The 20,637-nt window shown below is 58.5% G+C and carries 14 protein-coding genes; 6 read left to right on the top strand and 8 right to left on the bottom strand.

Going from position 1 to position 20,637, the window contains the following annotated elements; translation table 11 throughout:
* From BM323_RS05195 to BM323_RS05160, 8 genes are all read right to left on the bottom strand, one after another.
* Window positions 1-1,416 carry a serine/threonine protein kinase gene (locus BM323_RS05195; protein ID WP_008107690.1) on the bottom strand — a complete coding sequence of 472 codons (1,416 nt, stop codon included), beginning with the start codon at window positions 1,414-1,416 and terminating at the stop codon, window positions 1-3.
* 66 nt (window positions 1,417-1,482) lie between these two features.
* Entirely contained in the window at window positions 1,483-2,433 is a 951-nt protein-coding gene (locus BM323_RS05190) for a hypothetical protein (RefSeq protein ID WP_008107691.1), read from the bottom strand.
* 13 nt (window positions 2,434-2,446) lie between these two features.
* Entirely contained in the window at window positions 2,447-3,223 is a 777-nt protein-coding gene (locus BM323_RS05185) for a PP2C family protein-serine/threonine phosphatase (RefSeq protein ID WP_008107692.1), read from the bottom strand.
* Window positions 3,220-4,332 (bottom strand): type VI secretion system-associated FHA domain protein TagH, encoded by a 1,113-nt coding sequence (gene tagH, locus BM323_RS05180; RefSeq protein ID WP_008107693.1) that lies wholly within the window; start codon window positions 4,330-4,332, stop codon window positions 3,220-3,222. The genes BM323_RS05185 and tagH overlap by 4 nt, the downstream gene beginning before the upstream one ends.
* Window positions 4,333-4,365: 33 nt before the next feature.
* Window positions 4,366-5,064 (bottom strand): type VI secretion system-associated protein TagF, encoded by a 699-nt coding sequence (gene tagF, locus BM323_RS05175; RefSeq protein ID WP_008107694.1) that lies wholly within the window; start codon window positions 5,062-5,064, stop codon window positions 4,366-4,368.
* Between the two features lie 13 nt (window positions 5,065-5,077).
* Complete coding sequence (gene tssM, locus BM323_RS05170) at window positions 5,078-7,192, bottom strand: type VI secretion system membrane subunit TssM (protein ID WP_008107695.1); 2,115 nt, start codon at window positions 7,190-7,192, stop codon at window positions 5,078-5,080.
* The gene (icmH, locus tag BM323_RS05165; protein WP_036649251.1) at window positions 7,192-8,406 is read right to left on the bottom strand and encodes a type IVB secretion system protein IcmH/DotU; all 1,215 of its coding nucleotides are present in this window, start codon (window positions 8,404-8,406) and stop codon (window positions 7,192-7,194) included. Before icmH ends, tssM begins: the two co-directional genes overlap by 1 nt.
* Window positions 8,407-8,490: 84 nt before the next feature.
* Window positions 8,491-8,985, bottom strand: a complete 495-nt coding sequence (locus BM323_RS05160) for an SH3 domain-containing protein (RefSeq protein WP_154156458.1) — start codon at window positions 8,983-8,985, stop codon at window positions 8,491-8,493.
* A 484-nt stretch (window positions 8,986-9,469) separates the two neighbouring features.
* Between BM323_RS05160 and BM323_RS05155 the strand changes: the two genes are divergently transcribed.
* The 6 genes from BM323_RS05155 to BM323_RS05130 all read left to right on the top strand — a co-directional run bounded on the left by BM323_RS05155 (window position 9,470) and on the right by BM323_RS05130 (window position 20,630).
* Window positions 9,470-10,690 carry a nitrate regulatory protein gene (locus BM323_RS05155; RefSeq protein ID WP_008107702.1) on the top strand — a complete coding sequence of 407 codons (1,221 nt, stop codon included), beginning with the start codon at window positions 9,470-9,472 and terminating at the stop codon, window positions 10,688-10,690.
* 265 nt (window positions 10,691-10,955) lie between these two features.
* Window positions 10,956-12,209 (top strand): CmpA/NrtA family ABC transporter substrate-binding protein, encoded by a 1,254-nt coding sequence (locus tag BM323_RS05150; RefSeq protein WP_036649254.1) that lies wholly within the window; start codon window positions 10,956-10,958, stop codon window positions 12,207-12,209.
* A gap of 11 nt (window positions 12,210-12,220) precedes the next feature.
* A complete protein-coding gene (ntrB, locus tag BM323_RS05145) occupies window positions 12,221-13,093 on the top strand; it encodes a nitrate ABC transporter permease (protein WP_091003284.1) in 873 nt (290 codons plus the stop codon).
* A 70-nt stretch (window positions 13,094-13,163) separates the two neighbouring features.
* Window positions 13,164-13,952 carry an ABC transporter ATP-binding protein gene (locus BM323_RS05140; protein WP_008107708.1) on the top strand — a complete coding sequence of 263 codons (789 nt, stop codon included), beginning with the start codon at window positions 13,164-13,166 and terminating at the stop codon, window positions 13,950-13,952.
* 10 nt (window positions 13,953-13,962) lie between these two features.
* A complete protein-coding gene (gene nirB, locus BM323_RS05135; protein ID WP_008107710.1) occupies window positions 13,963-18,030 on the top strand; it encodes a nitrite reductase large subunit NirB in 4,068 nt (1,355 codons plus the stop codon).
* Window positions 18,027-20,630, top strand: coding sequence for a nitrate reductase (locus tag BM323_RS05130; protein WP_008107712.1), 2,604 nt, complete (start codon window positions 18,027-18,029; stop codon window positions 20,628-20,630). The genes nirB and BM323_RS05130 overlap by 4 nt, the downstream gene beginning before the upstream one ends.
* Window positions 20,631-20,637: the final 7 nt, after the last annotated feature.

Below are 20,637 nucleotides of genomic sequence, written 5' to 3'. Positions count from 1 at the left end.
TTACTGCGCTGGATTAATCAGCCAGGTTCCCGGCTTATCGATGGTCAACGATTGGCTCTGCACCTGGTTGCCGTTACGCACTTCAATGCGATAGTTCCCCGCTGCCAGATTCAATGAAGCAAACCCGCTGCTCGAGGGCTTCACATCCCGGGCTTCGCCATTCAGCATCACATTCTCACCCGCCTGCAAACGCAGATAAACTGTCGCTACCGTTGGCGCAGTGCTCGCCACATTATTGGCGGGTGCAGCAGGCGCTGCTGGCGTGGTGCTCGCGGCCACCGGCGGTACTTCGCTGTGACGATTCGCTTTCCAAACCACTACCACAACCGCCAGAACGGCAATCGCGGCGGCCACCACTAAACCGGGTGACAGACGACGCACGTTGCGCGGCGTCAAAGGTTCAACGGCGGCTGCGGCATGATTGACCGCCAACACCTGCGGTTCCGGCGTTGCCACAATCGGCTCCGCCGGTACGACCGGTTCGGCCACCACCGGAATGTTGGTAGAGAGCGCTTCGACATCGCTCACCGGCAGATCGATCAAGTTAGCAAAGGCATCAATGCTCTGCGGACGATCTTCTGGCTTCATCGCTAACGCGCAGTCGATGGCGTGCAGCAGCGGCAGCGAATAGCCTTCCGGCTTGCGTTCCACCAGCGGCTGATAGTTATCTTCAATGCAGCGCACCACGCTCACCGGTGGCGCATGGCCGGTGATCAGGTTATGCAGCACTGCGCCCAGCGCATAGATATCGGTCCACGGACCTTGCTCGATTTCGCCTTCTTCGCTGTATTGCTCAATCGGCGCAAAGCCGGGTTTAAGCATGATCTCGGTTTCATCAGAGAGGTTACCGATCTCTTTGCGCGCCGAGCCAAAATCGAGCAGCACCGGCAGCTGATTTTCCTGAATCTGGATGTTATCCAGCGAGATGTCGCGATGCAGATAACCGGCAGCGTGAATGGTATCGATGGCGCCAAACAGCGGCGGCAGCAGGCGACGGATCCAGCTCTCATCAATGCTGTCCGGACTGGTGATCTGCCACTCTTTCAGCGTCATGCCGCTGTAATAGAGCGTGCCCATGTACGCGGTGCCGTTCTCTTCCCAGAAGCGCAACACGTGCAGCAAGCCGGGATGATTAAAGCGTGCCAGCAGGCGCGCCTCCTGAATAAAGCTATTGCGACCGGCGGTGAACAGCTTATGGAAACGCTCACCGCGCAGTTCCAGCGACATATCCGCCGCACGCACCGCCAGCGAGACGGGCATGTACTCTTTGATAGCGATAGTGCGTTCCAGCTGATGATCCCAGGCACGATAAACAATGCCGAAGCCGCCGCCGCCAATCACTTCCTTGATTTCAAATTCATTAAACCGGTAGCCCGCAGGCAGGGCGTTAGGTGTATGGTTTTCGTTTGCCGACATAGTGAACTCTCTGAACACGTCCTGTAGCGCCCCGTCATCACGATGACGGCGGGCAACGACTGCTAATTAATTAATGTTACGCCAGGCACCAATCGCCGGATCGGCGAGATCCGCATGCAGGGTGTCAATCAGTAACACAGTCACTTTTTGCTGTGGCATAAATTGCGGCGACCAAACGCCGCGTAACGTCTCAACCCGCTTTTTCAGCACATCGCTGTCCTGATCGGCGGTTTTGTCCATCTTCACCAGAAGTGTGCCGCTGAAGCGCCACACATGCTGTTGTGCATCAAACGGCAGCACTAACCAGCTATCATCGGCATCCGGACGCGTAACGATCATGCGCTGGTTATTCACCGAGACCACTTCCAGCGGCGGACCGCTTAGTTTCAAATCTGCAATCGGGTAGCCCTGATAGAAATTCAGCGCCACATTGCGCGTTTTACCGTTGCTCATCAGCGTCATTTCGCTCGGGCCTTCCAGCCAGCCTTCGGTGGAGCAGTGCTGATTCGGGTTATCCGGGATAAACAGCGATTCGCCTTTGTCATCCCACCAGGTGCGGAAATGACAGCCGCCCGGCAAGGCAAAATGCTGAAGCGGTGTGCTATCCGCCGGACGCGAGAGATCGAGCGGCGCGGCATTATTGGCGGTTGCGCTGGCCGTAGCATCGTTGATGACGATGGGACGCCAGTTCTGTAATTTGGCCGCGCTACCGTTTGCCAGCACGCTGCCCTCTTTATTAGTCATCTGCCACGGCAGTTCATCCAGCAAGCCGCACTGATTAGCCAGCAGCGTACCGACGCGCGGCAGGAAGCTGGTCAGGACGCTGGAATCGGTGCTTTTGCCCGAAACAATGCGCAGCGGCAGCGTCTCTTTGCACCAATCGTTGGGTGCTTTGCTCGCCACGTCATCGATGTAGACTTCCAATGACAGGCTCGGTGAATAGACCACACGATAATCTTCTGCCTGCGCATTTCCGGCCAGCAACAGGGTTGCGAAGCCCGTCAACCACACTTTCATAAGAATCCTTGGATCAATAACGTGACGGCAGAAAACGTGCCGCATCAGCCTGGGAATAAAGCAGCGTCGCTTCCTGCGGTTCGCCAATCCAGACGGCCAGAGCGCTGAGATTGTCGCTTTTAACACTGCGGTTAACGGCTTGTTCCATCAAAGTCAGCCACTCTTCGCAGGCATTCACCATGCGCAGGGCCAGTTCCATTTCGTGGGTGGTGAGATTGAGCCAGAATCCATCGCTGCAAACTAAAAACGCGTCGCCGTCGGCCAGCGTAATCACCTCGCTAAAGGTGGCCGGACGGGCAGGCTCAACACCGAGCGCATTATAGAGTAAATTACTGTTAATGCCGGTATTTTCATAGCCCGCCTCGCGTAACTGCTGGGCCAAACTGTGATCACGCGTGACCTGATTCAGCACCCCGTGACGGAAGTGATAAACCCGGCTGTCGCCAGCGTGCGCCCACCATGCGAGCTGTTTTTCACGGTCAATAAACAGCGCGGCGAGCGTGGTGCTCATCCGGGAAAAATTCGGATTGTTTCCCTGTGCCTCAATCAGCACCTGCTGGCAGTGTTCGATGGCAGCGCGCGTGCTTTCCGGCGTGAAGGTTTCGCTGTGTTGCAACTGCGTCAGCAGCGTGTCGCGCACCAGCTGCGCAGCGATATCTCCGCCGGGCAAACCGGCCACGCCGTCGCACACCAGAAAACAGGCTTTATGATCGTCCAGCTCAGCGCCAGTACGATCCTGATTTTCGTCGCGCATGCCTTGCTGGCAGCGGCTGGCAAACATCATCTTCATGCGTCTTCGGTCCGCGTCTGAGAATCTTTGTATTGATTCACTTCCATATCATAGGCATGCAGGAAGGCTTCGCCGAACAGCGTGTGGAAGTCATCTTCAATTTCACCGGCGGTACGCTGATAGTGGCGTGAGAAATAATCCCACAGCGCCGCTTTACGTCCGGTGCTAAACCCAAGCTTTGGCAGCACGCCATCTTTGCGCGCTTCTTCTTCTAAGCGCTGCGGGTTAAATGATTGCAGCATGGCGGCGATAATTGCGCGGATGCCGGCAATCATCCCAAGCTGATGCGCCTGCAAATCCACCAGCGCATCACGCACCGCCGGTTCCGGCGGCATAAAGCCCGGCATTTGGCTCTGATACATCTGCATCAACACGGTTTTACCGGACGGCAGAATTTTGAACGGGTTATTCGCCTCGTTGAGGATCATCGTCATGTCGGCTTTCACGCCGCGCTTGAGAATCGAGCGCGAGGAGAGCAGGGCGACGGTGCCTTGCGAAAACAGGCTCAGCATGCGGCCAGTGACACGCATCTGCTCTTCGGTGATGGTGGTTTGGTGGCCGTTGTTCAGCCCCATGCCTTCCAGCAACGCGGCAATCAGTTTGTCCTGAGAGACGCCCGGCAAGGTGGCTGGCAGCGTCGGCGCATCGCTTTGCGGATCGATGGCGAGACGCGGATCGTTGCGACGTTCCTGACGCGCAACCGGCTCGGGAATCACGTCGGGCTCCTGCATCATGCCGAGCGGGTCATCGCTGCTGTCAGCAAAGAACGCCAGCGGATCGTCCTGGCGGGCTTTGAGGTTGTTGGGATCGCGCACTTCGAGCCCGTACTCACCAATTTGCAGCGTGTCGCCATCCTGCAACGCCACTTGCGAGCCGCGTTGCAACGCGACGCCGTTCAATACCACCGACGTGACGCTGCCCTGATTGGTCAGGCGGCATTCGCCCTCCGGCGAAAGGTGCACCAGCGCCTGCAAGCGCGATATGGCGCGCGATTCGTCAGGCAGCACCAGATCGTTATCCTGACTGCGGCCGATGGTGCCGCCGGGCGGTTTGAAGGCTACCGTCTTGGCGGGCACATCCGTATTGCACTGCACAATGGTAAATTGCATGAGTCATCCCGTTAACAAGGCAAACGCGACGGCCTATTCAAACATCGGTGGATAGAGGCCGTTGCGGCCCGGCTGTGCACCAGACGCCGGGTTAAACAATAATGAAAAAAGTTGCGCAGTCAGCGGGCCACTGTGTTTATGCGTGGCATGGCTAAAACCGTCACTGCGATTACTCCACCAGTAGCTCATGTGCTGCTGCGGATCGAACCTGTCAGCCACTTCACGCCAGCTCAGCGTGCAGGGCAAATCATCAAAACCAATCACATCCATGATGTCGCTGCGCTGCGTATCCGGCACCAGCAGCGGCGACAGGCGCTGCATTTGCTGTTCCAGCGCATCGGGATTGAGCCGATCGCGCACCGCGTGCAGCAGCAGCGCGCCCAATTCCTGAAACCAGTCGCCGGACATTGCCAGCTGCGCGCTGTGCCAGCGGCTCAGCGGGAAGCTACGCAGCGCCAGCAGCGGCCAGCTGCGGCCCACGCGATCGCATGAGGGCAGCAGGCAGCCCATCTGCACCTGCTGACGCAGCGGCGAAAGCGGCAACACAAAATTCCACACCGGCGCACGTAAAAACTGTGCCGGACTGGCATCCGGTTGCTGATGCCAGTGCGTCAATCCCTGTTGAAACCAGTGGCTCCACGGCGTCACGGTATTTTCGCTCAGACGCTGGCGCAAAAAATCGCCGGTAGCCGGTAACTTGCCGTACCAGCCCGGCGCAGTGTGTGTCGGCATGATTACCTCACCATTACTCACTGTGTCTGGTCAATCGCTGCGAAACGACGTGCGGCGCAATCGCCAGCGTGTTGCTGCTGTCACCGGCATTTTTCAGATTCTCCGCAAGCTTGCGCATCATCAACGCGTTGTCACGCGCATAGGGCGAAGACTGAATTTGTTGATCCAGCAGCTGGCTCAGATGCCAGTCGAGCTGCTGCAAATCACGCGCGCTAACATCATCCGGTAGCGTACGCTGCAGGTTTTGCATCAGCCAGCCACGCAGGAACTCGCCGTCATAATTGCGTGGCTGATACAGCATTTGATAAGCGCGCAGCGCATTGCGACTGTATTCGTTATCGGTGCCCGGATCGTCACGCAGCAAATTAGTGATCTGCTGTGCCACGCGCGGCAACAGTAAAGACTTAAGCGCATTTTGATAAAGCGCCCACGCCGCATCGCTTACCTGGTTGCCGCGATACAGCCCAACGCGCATGGTAAGCGGTGGATTGTCGAGGGAAAAACGCTCGGAGAGCGGCAGTTTCACCAGGTTATTTAAGAAGGGTAGCAGATCAAAAATATTATCGGCGGGCTGATGGATCACCTGCTGACTTTGCGTGGTGATCGGGCCAATGCGCTCTGCAACCTGGTCGAGATAACGCTGATTCTGAATATAGCTGGTGAGCCACAAACAAGAGAGCAGCAGCAGCGCGCCGGTCAGCACGCCATAACCGATCCAATGGAACAGGCGGTTGCGGTATTCCCAATGGCGATTGCTACCCGCCAGGCCACTTTCGCGGAACACCAAATCGCTCAGCAAATCGCGGATAAAGAAACTCTGCCCTTTGTTGCCCGGAATGGGACTGCTGCGATTAACGCTATCCCAGGCGGCCAGGCTGCTTTCCCCGGTGTGCGGCAGCTGCAGTTTACGATTGAGTTCGCCCATGATGCGGTCAAACGGCAAACCTTCCTGCGTGCCGCTGGTGAAGAACAGACCGCGCGCCGACCAGGCGATCGGCTCCTGATGGCTGGAGAACACCACATCGAGATACTCATTCAGCAGCGGACGCAGCGAGCTGAACTCTTGCGGGAACAGGAAGCTGTCGGCGCGCTGGGTGAGATCGCGTTCACCCGCCATCACCTCGGCCAACTGCTGCTGTAAACGCTGCTCTAAGTGTTGATATTGCTGGCTGAAGCTACGATGCCAGTCATCTTTGTGCGGTTTGCCCGGTTCCCACGGGAAGGTAAAGCCCCAAATTGCATCACGCTGCGGCTTGCTTTGGCTGCCGTAGAAACTCATAAACCCTTTGAGCAGGTCGGTTTTAGTCACCATCACGTAAACCGGGAAGTGAATGCCGGTGTGCTGATGCAGCTCCGCCATGCGCTCACGCAGCGCGCTGGCCTGCGCATGACGCGCTTCGGCTGAATCGGTCAGCAGATCGGAGACGCTGATGGTCATGATCACGCCGTTAATCGGCTGGCGGGTGCGATAGCGCTTCAGCAGGTTAATAAAACTCTGCCACTCCGCGCCGTCGCGCGCGCGCTGGCTCTCCTGCAGGGCGTAACGCCCAGCGGTATCGATCAGTACTGCGCTGTCAGTAAACCACCAGTCGCAATGGCGCGTGCCGCCCACGCCGCGAATCGCCGCTTTACCGAGGCTGTCGGTCAGCGGGAATTCAAGACCGGCATTGAGTAACGCGGTGGTTTTACCGGCGCCCGGCGCGCCAATCATCACGTACCACGGCAGCTGATAAAGGTAATGACTTTGAAAACGAGCCAGCCAGCTCTGGTGATGGCGGCGACCAAACTGAGTACGCTTTAAACGCAGCGCCGCTTCACTGAAGCGCTGCGCCAGCAGGGTTTCTGTGGCCTGACGATCGGATAACTCTTCCTGGCTCATCTGCTGCAGACGATTAAGCAGCTTGCTGTTAAACCAGCCGCGCCACAATGCCGGGATAAACTGGAACAGCAGCCAGAGTAGATAAAGCAGACCGACCGCTAACTGGCGCGGCAATACCGGCTCGAGCGGGCGCGTATCGCCCCAGCTCCACAGCGGTCCGAGCATCCATAGCACACAGCTCAGCGCCGTGACGCCAATCAGGCTCCACAGCAGGCGATGGGTTAACAGATGTTGCAGTGATGCGCGCATCATTGGCCTCCCTGATGATTGCCGAGGGTTTCCGGTGTCACAAACAGGGTGATTTCCACCCGACGATTGCGGGCGCGGTTTTCATTGCTGTCGTTCGGCAGCAGCGGATTACTGTCGCCGCGACCTTCTGCTTTCACGCTGTGACCTTCGGCGAGCTGCGGATTAAGCAGCTGAGTGATGGCGCGTGCGCGGGCAAAGGAGAATTCGTAGCTCGAGGCGAAACGGCCATCGACCGGGCTGTTGTCGGTATACACCGACACCAAAACCGTGCCTTTCACGGTTTTCATCGCGCTGGCAACATGCGCCAGCAGCGCACGACCCACCTGATTCACCACCGTGCCATCGCTGGAGAACAGTTTGTCAGCGGGGATGATCACTTTGCTGCCGAACGCGCCGTCGCTCACTTCCAGCTGTCCGGCCGCAATCACATCATTCAGACGTTGATGCAGATCGAGCAGCGCTTGAGGGGAAGTAGGGCGACGTCCTGGCGTGATTTGTGGCAGCGGGGTTTGATAGATGGTGCGCAACAGCGGTTCGGCGGCGTTGCCGAGTCGCCAGTTGAGCCCGCTGTAAATCAGGCTCGCCACCAGCGTGGCTAAGGTAACGCAGGCCCAGAGTGGCACCATTGGACGCGTCAGGGTGCTGACCAAAGGATGCACTTCCACCAGCGGCACCGCCGGATTGGCGCTCGACGGACGATGCTCGGCTATCAATTGCGCCAGGCGTTTGCGGATCGCTTCACACTGTGCACGACCGCTGTCACTGCCGCGATAGCGACCTTCATAGCCGAGCAACAGGCAATAGTGGATCAGTTCCAGCAGCCACAAATGCTGCTGCGGGCTCTGTGAAACGCGCGACAACAGCTGGAACACTTTCTCGCCGCCCCAGCTTTCATTATGAAAAGTCACCAGCATGCCGTTACCGGACCACACGCCGCGCGTGCCCCACGGCGTTTGCGCCGCCGCTTCGTCCAGCACGCTGCACAGGCAGTAGCGCGCGCCGATGATCATCTCAAAAGGTAAACCTGCTTGTTTGCAGCGTTGTTCGAATTGGCGTATCTCTTCGATCAGTAACTGGCGCAATCCAGCAGGATCGTCATGCGTAGCGGCCTGCCGTATACGTACCACGGCATTCAGGATAGGTGCTGCGGCATTAAGCAAAAGGTTATCATTGCCCGCGACAATGCCATCGCGAGCAAGGGAATCCTGAGTCATTAAATCTTGGTTATCCAGGCAAGGGCGAAAATCACAGCCCGCACGGCGAAAGCTGCTGCGGGCATTGTGCGCCGGATTGCATTATCAGTCTAAAATCCAGGTCGCGGTATCGTTAGTGCGACAAGCTTTACTGGCGCCCCCAACGGCCACACAGACCTGTTTGCTGTTGCGGCGAGGGCGCGGGCGATCGCTACGAATGGTCGCGTCATAACGGCTACTCTCTACGCCCGCTTTCGGCGGAATATAGCCAATTAACTGGCCGTTAGGCTCATCGGCCACCGCCAGCCAGCTGTGTTCAACACGTCCCAGCACTTCAAACGGTTTGGCGTTATCAAGATAGCGCACGACCTTGCCACCAAAATCAGGCGTGGTCATCACTGATGCCGCATAGAGCGCGCGATAACTCTCATTGACCGGCGTGAATTCGCCAGGTGCTGCCACCGCATGACGATGAACCAGTTGGACGCCATTCACTTCACTGGTTACCAGCGTGTCATCAGTAACGGGTGGCGGTGGCGCTTTACACGCAGCCAGACTTAACACCGCCAGCAACACAAGCACGAGACTCTTATTCACCATGATCCTCAAATTTCATCAGATTAGCTGCAGAGTAATCTGCGGCACGAGCCTTTAAGGCAGGCAGATTAGGCAGCGAGAAAGCCATCAAAAAAACAGACAGATTACAGAAAGATAGTGCTGAACTAAGTCTACCTAAGACTTTTTAGAATTCAAACCATTGCCCCATGAGAAATCCCATGCTAGCGGGCGAAAAAGCAGCGCAGGACAATGATATAAAACACATAGTCACGGTGATAGATAAGCTTCGTTAATTTATTCGCTGCAGTTAGCGATGCGCGGGTGCGCAGCGGCATTTGGTCGCTGCTAGTGCCAATCAAAAATGGTAAATAAGATTAATCTATTTTTTCAGATTAAAAAAGATTGCTCAGCGAAACAATTTTCTTAAATTCGGAATTTCCGGGCACATTTTTGCCATTTTTAAACGCAGCACGGCATGGCTTTTGCTTAATCCTCTGTTTACTCCGCTAAACCGCTGGAGAAAGCAATGAATCGGGCTTTGAACTATCTGCGTGCCAGCCGCGCCAGCGAGATAGCCAGTTTGCAACGGCTGTTGCGCACCGGCGAACAGATTACCGCCATCAGTGAATTGATCCATGTGCTGCAGCGTGAACGTGGAGCCAGCAATATCTGGCTGTGCTCGGCTGGTCGATTGTTTGGTGAAGAGTTGGCACAGCGCGCCGCCGAGGTTGGATTGCGTGAGCAGAGTGCGATGGCGGTGCTGCCAGAAGCAGAGGCGCAGCCCGGCTATAGCCGATTTTGCATGTTGATCGCTACTGCGCTTCAGGCGCTGGACGGACTACCGGCGCTGCGTCAGCAAGTACACAGCCGCACCATGACGCAGGCGCAGGCGATGAATGCGTTTAATCACATCATCTGCACCTTACTCAATCTGGTATTTGAAGCGGCGGATACCGCCAGTGAGCCGGACATCTCGCGTGCGTTAATCGCGCTATTTAGCTTTATGCAAGGCAAAGAGCTGGCCGGACAGGAGCGCGCCACCGGTTCGGCGGGATTCGCTGCCGGTGAATTTACCGAGACGCAACGGCAGCGCATTCAGGTGTTGATCGCTGCGCAGGAGCAAAGCTTTGCCACCTTCAGCCAGTTTTCTGATGCGGAAAATTTGCAACGCTGGCAGGCGATAGCCGATGCCGGCAGCCAGATTGAGCGGCTAAGACGCATCGCCTGCACCGGCGCACAGTGCGGTGAAAATGGTGTGTTGCAGTGGTTTAGTCTGCTTAGCTCGCGTCTCGATCAGATGAAACAGATTGAAGATACGCTGTGCGCCACGCTGATGAACCGCTGTCAGTGTGCGATTGCGGCTGCCCAGCACAGCGAACATCCGCCGATTGCCATCGGAGAAGAGGCCAGTTTTTCGCTCTATGTCGCGGGTGCCAGCTGGCTGTCAGGCGCTGAAACCACGCTGGACAGCAATGGCCTCGCGCCCCAACTCGGGCGTTCGGTGCTGGCGTTGATCCGTGAGCAGTCGCAGCGTCTGCAGACGCAGGCTGATGAACTCGCCTCGATGCGCGCTTCACTGGATGAACGCAAAATTATCGATCAGGCTAAAAGCTGGTTGATGCAACAGCACGGTTTCAGCGAGCAGGATGCGTGGCAGGCGCTGCGTAAGAGCGCCATGAACCAGAACAAACGGGTGCTGGAAATTGCCCAGGCAGTGCTGGCGGTTGCCGCCACGCTCAAGGCATAACCCGAATGAGGTAGCTGCACAAACCCTGTGCGTAGGGTGCGTCAGCGCAGTGCAAAAATGACGCACCCTCAGCGGATTTATAGCGCCAGGCTTGATAAAACGGCCTGATATTTTTGGCACAGGCTTTGCAATACCTTATAGACATTGCGCATTTGTTTCGCCAACGGCGGTGAAGCGAGTGCTTTGGATAAAGGCGTCCGGCCCCATGTTTTTGCGACATGCGGGAGGACGCCTTTTTTTATTCTTTTTTTTCAGGATGCGCATGATGAGCAAAACGCGGTTCACGTTGTCACGACGTCAATTTCTCCTGGGTAGCGCGGTGGTCGGTGGCAGCTATTTACTGCCGGGATTACGCAATGCGGTGTGGGCTGCCGGTTCCGACGCGCCCGAAAAGAGCAACATTCGCGTCGGCTTTATTCCGCTCACCGACTGCGCGCCGGTGGTGATGGCGTCAGTAAAAGGCTTTGATAAAAAATACGGCCTGACGTTGCAACCGAGTAAAGAAGCCAGCTGGGCGGCGGTACGCGACAAACTCACCGCTGGTGAGTTGGACGCAGCGCACGCGTTGTACGGCATGATTTATGGTCTGCAGTTGGGCATTGCCGGGCCTCAACATGAGATGGCTAACCTGATGACGCTCAACAACAACGGGCAGGCCATAACCCTGGCGAATCAGCTTAAAGATCAGAAAGTCACCGATGCCGCCAGCCTACAAAAATTAATCGCCAGTCAAGCCAAAGGCAGCTTTACCTTCGCACATACCTTCCCAACCAGTACGCATGCCATGTGGCTCTATTACTGGCTGGCCAACGCTGGAATCGACCCGTTTGAGGATGTGCGCACCGTGGTGGTCCCGCCACCGCAAATGGTGATGAACATGAAGATGGGCAACATGAGTGGCTTCTGCGTGGGCGAGCCGTGGAATCAGCGCGCCATCAGCGACAACATCGGTTTTACCGCCGCGACCACGCAGCAAATCTGGCCGGATCATCCGGAAAAAATTCTCGCCACGCGCGCCTCCTGGGTTCATGAGAACCCGAATACCGCCCGTGCGCTGACCGCCGCAGTGCTGGAAGCCGCGCGCTGGATCGATGCCTCCGACGCTAACCGCAAAGAGACCGCGCAGGTGCTGGCCGGGCGCGCGTGGATCAACACCAAAGTGGAAACGCTGGAGGGGCGCATGCTCGGTCAGTACGAAAACGGGCTCGGTCAGCGCTGGCAGGACGCGCACGGTATGCGCTTCTTCCGCGAAGGTGAAGTGAGCTTCCCGTGGATTTCCGATGGCATGTGGTTCCTGACGCAGATGAAGCGCTGGGGCATGGTGCAAACCGCGCCTGATTACGCAGCAGTGGCGCGTCAGATTAACCGTATCGATATCTACAAACAGGCCGCCAGCGCGGTGGGCGGCATCAGCGTCCCAGCCGGCGAGATGCGCAGCAGCACGCTGTTCGACGGCAAAGTGTGGGACGGCAGCAATCCCGCCGCTTATGCCGACAGTTTTGCCCTTAAACGCAGTTAAGTGAGGTCATGATGAAATCTGAAGCACGCACGCTCAACGCCGCGCCGATCGCCGCGCAACCCGCGCAGGTGATTGCGCTCAAGGTGACGCCCGCACCGCGTCGAGGTCAACGCTGGCTCCGTCCTCTGTTGCAGCGGCTAATCCCCGCCAGTTGCGGCCTGATTTTGCTGCTGTTTGTCTGGCAACTGGCCTCAATGTCTAGCAAAGGCTTCCCCACGCCGTACGCCACCTGGCAAGCCGCCGTCACGCTGTTTGCCGATCCGTTTTACAACAACGGCCCCAACGATCAGGGCATCGGCTGGAACGTGATCGCCTCGCTGCAACGGGTGGCAATCGGCTTTGGTCTGGCGGCGCTGGTGGGCATTCCCGCCGGATTCCTGATTGGTCGTTTTAGCTTTATCGCGCACATGCTCAACCCGATCATCGCGTTGCTGCGCCCGGTCAGCCCGCTTGCCTGGTTACCGATTGGCCTGCTGCTGTTCCAGCGCGCTGAGCCGGCATCAAGCTGGACAATTTTCATCTGCTCCATCTGGCCGATGGTGATCAACACCGCCGAAGGCGTACAGCGAATTCCGCAGGATTACCTCAATGTGGCGCGCGTGCTGCGACTCAGTGAGTGGACAGTGATGCGCCGCATTCTGTTCCCGGCGGTGCTGCCTGCAGTGTTAACCGGCATGCGTTTATCGATGGGTATCGCGTGGCTGGTGATTGTCGCCGCGGAAATGCTCACCGGGGGGCTCGGTATCGGTTTCTGGATCTGGAACGAGTGGAACAACCTCAATGTGGAAAACATCCTCATCGCCATCGTGGTGATCGGCGTGGTCGGGTTACTGCTCGAACAGGCGCTGATGCTACTGGCACGCCGCTTTAGCTGGGAAAAATAAGGGCATCCGACGCCTTTGTAGGGTCGCCATTTATGGCGACCGAAAACTCAGAATCATCGGGAATTGAAAAATGAATCCAATTATTCGCGTACAGCAGATCAGCCAGCGCTTCAATACCGCAGGCGGCGAGTTCCTCGCCCTCGATAACGTCAGTTTTGATATCCATGAAGGTGAAACGCTCAGCCTGATTGGTCACTCCGGCTGCGGAAAGTCCACGTTACTCAATTTGATCGCTGGGCTAACGCAGCCGAGTAGCGGCGTGTTGCTGTGTGACAACCGCGAAATCAGCGGTCCCGGTCCAGAGCGTGCGGTGGTATTCCAGAACCATTCGTTGCTGCCGTGGCTGACCGCCTACCAAAACGTGGAGCTGGCGGTGCAGCAAGTGTTCAAAGGAAAGATGAGCAAAAGCGAGATGAGCGAGTGGATCGAACACAACCTCAATCGCGTGCAGATGAGTCACGCGTTGCATAAGCGTCCGTCGGAGATCTCCGGCGGCATGAAGCAGCGTGTCGGTATTGCGCGTGCACTGGCCATGCAACCGCGAGTGCTGCTGCTGGATGAACCGTTCGGCGCGCTGGATGCGCTGACGCGCGCTCATCTGCAAGACAGCGTGATGCGCATCCAGCAGGAGCTCAACACCACCATTGTGCTGATCACGCACGATGTCGATGAGGCGGTGTTGCTGTCGGATCGCGTGCTGATGATGACCAACGGCCCCGCCGCGCAGGTCGGTGACATTCTCAACATCGACCTGCCGCGTCCACGTTCACGGGTAGCGCTGGCCGACGAGCCGCGTTATCACCAGCTGCGCCAACGGATTCTGCATTTCCTTTATGAAAAGCAAACGGCTGTGGCGTAAGGGGACAACCATGGTGCAGCGACTGGTAGTGATCGGTAACGGCATGGCGGCGATGCGCATGGTGGAAACCTTGCTGCAACGTGCGCCGGGTCGCTACGCCATCACGGTGATTGGCCGTGAGCTGCACGGCAATTACAACCGGGTACTGCTGTCGCCGGTGCTGGCGGGCGAAAAAGCCTTTGCTGACACGGTGCTCCACGCGCCCGAATGGTATGCGGCACATCAGGTGCAACTGCTGATGGGTGAAGAAGCGCTGCAGGTGGATATCCCTGCGCGCACAGTGCAAACCGACCAGCGCACCCTGCACTGGGACAAGCTGGTGTTCGCCTGCGGTTCCCAGCCGCGCATGCCGGATCTGCCCGGCATCCATCGCCCTCAGGTGCAGGGTTTTCGCACGGTGCGAGACGTGGAAACCATGCTCGCGCAGCAAGGTCCGGTGGTGGTGCTGGGCGGGGGATTTATTGGCGTGGAAGCTGCAGCGGCGCTGCGTCAGCGTGGACGTGACGTCACGCTGCTGCATCATCGCCCGTGGTTGCTTGACCGCCAACTGGATGCCAAAGCGGGTGCGCTGTTGCAGCAGCATCTGACACAGCGCGGTATTCGCTGTCGGCTCGGCGTCTCTTTGCAGGCCATTGACGCGGACAGCGTCACGCTCAGCGATGGTGCGGTTATCGCGGCGGAACAGGTGGTGATCGCCATCGGCGTGCTGCCGGAGATCGCGCTGGCGCAAGCGGCGGGCGTGCCTTGTCAGCGCGGCATTCTGGTTAACCGTCAACTGCAAACCGCGCTTCCGCATGTGTATGCGCTCGGCGAGTGCTGCGAAATCAACGGAGAAACCTTTGGCTTGATTGCGCCTTGTCTGGCGCAGGCCGCCGTGCTGGCAGCACAACTGGCGGGTGAACCCGTGGCCGACTTTCACTATCAGGAAAACGGTACGCGGCTGAAAGTCAGCAGCATTGAGATGTTCAGTGCGGGCGATATCAGCGAAGGCGACGCCATCAGTAGCTTTGACCCGCTGCACCAGCACTATCGCCGTCTATTTTTGCGCAATGGCGCACTGCGCGGCGTGCTGCTGTTTGGCGACAGCCAGGCGGCAGGCACGCTGCTACCGCAACTTCAACAGGCCGCGCAGGTGGGCATTAACGCGCTGTTCGGTCTTGACGACAACACAACGCAGCCGAGCGCTGCAGGAAGCCAGATGATGAGCAAACCTCTTCTCGCCGTGGTTGGACACGGCATGGTCAGCCACCATTTTCTCGAACAGCTGGTGAGTCGTGAACTGCATCAGCACTATCACATCGTGGTGTACGGCGACGAGCCGCAGATGGCCTACGATCGCGTGCATCTTACCGAATACTTCAACGGTAAAAGCGCGGACGATTTGTCACTGGTCAGCGATAACTTCTTTCAGCAACACGGCATCGAACTGCGCAGCGGTTGTGAAGTGGTGGCAATTGACAGTGCAAAACGCAGCCTGCGTGATGCCAGCGGCGCGGAATTGAGCTGGGATAAACTGGTGCTGGCGACTGGCTCGGTGCCGTTTGTACCGCCGGTTCCCGGCCACGATCACGCGCGTTGTTTTGTATACCGCACACTGGCCGATCTGGATGCGATTGCTGATTGTGCCAGAAAGGCGACGCGCGGGGTGGTGATTGGAGGCGGGCTGCTCGGACTGGAAGCCGCCAACGCATTGAAACAGCTCGGTCTGGAAACCCATGTGGTGGAGTTCGCGCCGCGTCTGATGGCGGTGCAATTGGATGACGGCGGCGCGCAGATGCTGCGCGGCAAAATCAGCGCGCTGGGCGTACAAGTTCATACCAGCAAGCAAACTGAAGCGATTGAGAGTCTGCCGGATGGCAGCCTGCAGCTGCGTTTTGCCGATGGCAGCCTGCTGGCAACGGACCTGCTGGTATTTTCAGCGGGTATTCGTCCGCGTGATGCACTGGCGCGCGCCGCCGGTCTGCAACTGGGTGAACGCGGCGGCATTCTGATCAACGACGCTTGCGCCACCAGCGCCGCAGATGTCTATGCGATTGGTGAATGCGCGCTGTGGCAAGGGCAAATTTTCGGTTTGGTTGCGCCGGGATATCAAATGGCGCGCGTACTGGCGGCGCAGCTGGCGCAGGAAGAACTGGCGTTCAGCGGTGCCGACATGAGCACGAAACTGAAACTGCTCGGCGTGGAAGTGGCGTCATTTGGCGATGCGCACGGGCGCACCGCTGACAGCCAAAGTTATCAGTGGATCGATAATCCAAAGGGCATCTACAAAAAACTGGTGGTGTGCAAAGATCGCAAAACGCTGCTTGGCGGCGTGCTGGTGGGCGACAGCGCAGATTACGCCAGCCTGCTGCAGATGATGCTGAATCAGTTACCGTTACCGGAAGAGCCAGAAAGCCTGATTTTGCCGCAGTTAGCGGGAGCGCCGGCTAAAGCACTGGGTGTCGCGGCGTTGCCAGACAGCGCGCAAATCTGCTCGTGCCATAACGTCAGCAAGGCGGACATTTGCGGAGCAGTGCAGGGCGGCTGCGGTGACATGGCGGCGATCAAAAGTTGCACCAAAGCGGCGACCGGCTGCGGTGGGTGTAGCGCATTAGTCAAACAGGTGATGGAGTTCCAGCTCGCCAGTCAGGGCGTGGAAGTGAAGAAGGATATCTGCGAGCACTTTGCCTACTCGCGTAAGGAGCTGTATCACCTGATACGCGTCGGCAACATCACCACCTTTGAGCAGCTATTGCAGCTCAACGGGCGCGGACAGGGCTGTGAAGTGTGCAAACCGCTGGTGGGATCATTGCTGGCATCATGCTGGAATGACTACTTACTGAAGCCCGAACATCTGCCGCTGCAGGATACTAACGATCGCTACTTCGCCAACATCCAGAAAGATGGCACCTATTCGGTGGTACCGCGTGTGCCAGCCGGTGAAATTACGCCGCAAGGGCTAATTGCGATTGGTGAAGTAGCAGCTCGTTACGATCTCTACACCAAAATCACCGGCGGTCAGCGCATCGATCTTTTCGGTGCGCGGCTCGATCAGTTACCGGATATCTGGGAACGCCTAATCGCGGCGGGTTTTGAAACCGGTCACGCCTACGGCAAATCGCTGCGCACGGTAAAATCCTGCGTTGGTTCAACCTGGTGCCGCTACGGCGTGCAGGATTCCACCGCCTTCGCCATCGCATTAGAGAATCGCTACAAAGGGCTGCGCGCCCCGCACAAAATCAAAATGGCGGTTTCTGGCTGCACGCGTGAATGCGCCGAAGCGCAGAGCAAGGACATTGGCGTAATCGCCACGGAAAAAGGCTGGAACCTGTATGTCTGCGGCAACGGCGGGATGAAACCGCGCCATGCTGATCTGTTCGCCAGCGATCTCGATGATGAAACCCTGCTGCGCTACGTTGACCGCATCTTGATGTTCTATGTGCGCACCGCCGATCGCCTGCAACGCACCAGCGTGTGGATGGATAACATGGAAGGCGGACTCGACTACCTGCGCCAGGTGGTAATCGAGGATTCACTCGGCATGGCCACGCAACTGGAGCAGGAGATGCAGCGCGTGGTGGATCGCTATCAGTGCGAATGGCACAGCACGCTGCAGGATCCTTCGCGTCGCGCCTTGTTTACCGCCACCGTCAACAGCGAGCAGCCTGACGAGACGCTCAACTATGTGCAGGTACGCGGTCAGCGTCAGCCCGCGACGGCGGACAGCATTCCGGTCACCACTTTGCCGGCAGAACCCTGGAGTGCCATTTGCCATGTCGACGCCATCCCGCCGTCTGCGGGCATGGGTGCGCGGCTGGGCGGCCAGCGTGTGGCCTTGTTCCGCTTGGGCGAGGCGATTTATGCGCTGGAAGATATTGAGCCCGGCACGCAAGCCAGCGTGCTGTCGCGCGGCATTCTCGGCGACGTCGCGGGCGAGCCGGTGGTGATATCACCGCTTTACAAGCAGCGCGTGCGGCTGCGCGACGGACAAAGTCTCGATAATGCCGAGCATCAACTGCGCTGCTGGCCGGTGCGCGTGGAAGGCGGCAAAGTGTGGCTCGGGCAGCAGCCGATTATTGCGCTGGCGGCGGCCTCATGAAAACCACCTGTCCGTACTGCGGCGTTGGATGTGGCGTGGAGGTGAAAGCCCTGGATGCGCCGGTGAGTGGCGACCGGCAGCATCCGGCTAATTTCGGTCGGCTGTGCGTTAAGGGTTCGGCGCTGGGCGAGACTCTGACGCATGAAGGTCGTTTGCTCTGGCCGCAGATTGATGGTCAGCGCGTCAGTATCGAAGCCGCACTGGACCACGTGGCGGCAGGTTTCCGGCGCATCATCGATCAGCATGGGCCGCAGGCGGTGGCCTTTTACGGCTCCGGTCAACTGCTGACGGAGGATTATTACACCGCCAATAAGCTGATGAAGGGCTTTATTGGCTCTGCCAACATCGATACCAATTCACGGCTGTGTATGGCTTCGGCGGTGGTGGGTTACAAACGCGCTTTCGGTGCCGATGCGGTGCCGTGCTGCTATGACGATCTTGAACAGGCCGATGTCGTGGTGTTGGTCGGCTCCAATGCAGCATGGGCGCATCCGGTGGCGTGGCAGCGGCTGGTGCAAGCCAAAGCCGAACGCCCAGAGATGCAGCTGGTGGTAATCGATCCGCGTCGTACTGCCAGCTGTGACCTTGCCGACCTGCATCTGGCGCTGCAACCGGGATCCGATAGCGCGCTGTTTGCCGGGCTGCTGAACTGGCTGGCACACCATGCGGGTATCGATACCAGCATGTTGCCGCATCTGACAAATGTTGAGGCCACCTTAGCCGCCTGTGAGGCGTGGGATGTGGCGGCGGTCGCCGCTGCCTGCCAGCTGAGTGAGCATGAGATTGTGGCGTTCTGGCAGCTGTTCGCCGTGCAGCCGCGCGTGCTGACGCTGTGGTGCATGGGCATCAATCAGTCACAAACCGGCAGCGATAACAACAACGCCATCCTCAATGCGCATCTGCTCAGCGGCAAAATCGGCCGTGCGGGCTGCGGACCGTTTTCGCTGACCGGACAGCCCAACGCCATGGGCGGCCGTGAAGTGGGCGGCTTAGCCAATCAGCTGGCGGCGCACATGGGCTTTAGCGCACCAGAGGTTGATCGTGTTGCGCGCTTTTGGGGGAGCGATCGTGTTGCGCAGCAGCCGGGACTGACGGCGGTAAATCTGTTCAACGCCATCGAACGCGGTGATGTCAAAGCGGTTTGGATCATGGGCACCAATCCCGCCGTTTCGATGCCGGAAGGTAACCGCGTGGCGCAGGCGCTGGCGAAATGCGAGCTGGTGGTGGTGTCGGAAGTCAGCGCCCACAGCGACACGGCACAGTTTGCTGACGTGCTACTTCCGGCGCAGGCGTGGGGCGAGAAAAACGGCACCGTGACCAACTCGGAGCGGCGTATCTCACGCCAGCGCAATTTTACCGCGCCAGCCGGTGAGGCCAAAGCGGATTGGTGGCTGCTGGCGCAGGTGGCGCAGCGGCTCGGTTTTGGCGCGGCCTTTGCCTGGCAGCATCCATGCGAGATTTTCGCCGAGCATGCCGCGCTGTCCGGTTTTGAGAATTACGGCACGCGCGCCTTTGATATTAGCGCGCTGGCAACCATCACGCGTGAGCAATATGACCAGTTAGCGCCGGTGCAGTGGCCGATCACTGCCGCGTCACCTAACGGCACCGCGCGGCTGTTTGCCGATCGCCGCTTTTACCATGGCGATGGCAAAGCGCGTCTGCTGCCGCCCGCGATGCCGATTAAAACCCTCACGACCACTGATTATCCGCTGCTGATGAACACCGGCCGCATCCGCGATCAGTGGCACACCATGACGCGTACCGGCAACGTGCCGCGCCTGATGCAGCATTACGATGAGCCTTTTGTCGCGCTAAATCCGCTGGATGCGGCGGCGCACGGCTTAAGCCACGGCGATGTGACGCGCGTGCAGTCGGCGCTGGGATGGTGCAGCGGACGCGTCACCCTCGACAGTGGCCTGCAGCGTGGGCAACTCTTCGTGCCGATGCACTGGACAAGGCAGTTCAGCGGGCAGGCCAACGTCGATGGATTGGTGGCGGCCACCTGTTGTCCCGATTCCGCACAGCCAGCGTTAAAGCAAACAGCTGTGCGTTTGCAACCTGTGCGTCCGACGTGGCAAGGCTGGCTGTGGCTGCCGGACATCATCACGCCGCCTGCATTACTTTACTGGTCGCGTGCGCCACAGCCCGGCGTGCAGCGCTATGTGCTGGCGGGCAACGCTCATGCTGGCGAATGGCTGATGCAACTGCCCGGCATGTCGGCATTGCAATGGCAGCAGGCGCAGGCGGGACAGCAATTGCACTGGCTTGGCTGGCGCAAGGGCAAGTTGGCATGCGCCTTTTATGCCGCGCCCTGGCTGCCGGACATCGATCACCCCTTTATCGCGCAGGCCTTTAGTCAGCCGCCCGATTCGCCGCAGCAGCGACATGCGTTGTTAGGTGGACGACCGACGCAGGGCGGCAGCCACGGACGAACCCTTTGCAGCTGCTTTGGCGTCGGAGAAGTGGCGATTCGCCGGGCCATCGCCGAGGGCTGTGATTCCCCGGCGGCGCTTGGCGCGGTGTTGAAATGCGGCACCAACTGTGGCTCCTGTATTCCGGAGCTCAAACAACTGCTCTCATCTCTGCGCGTGGCGCAGTAACGGAAAA

The organism is Pantoea sp. YR525, from assembly GCF_900116775.1.
Taxonomy (GTDB): Bacteria; Pseudomonadota; Gammaproteobacteria; order Enterobacterales; family Enterobacteriaceae; genus Pantoea; species Pantoea symbiotica.
This window is presented reverse-complemented; position numbering and strand designations above follow the sequence as displayed.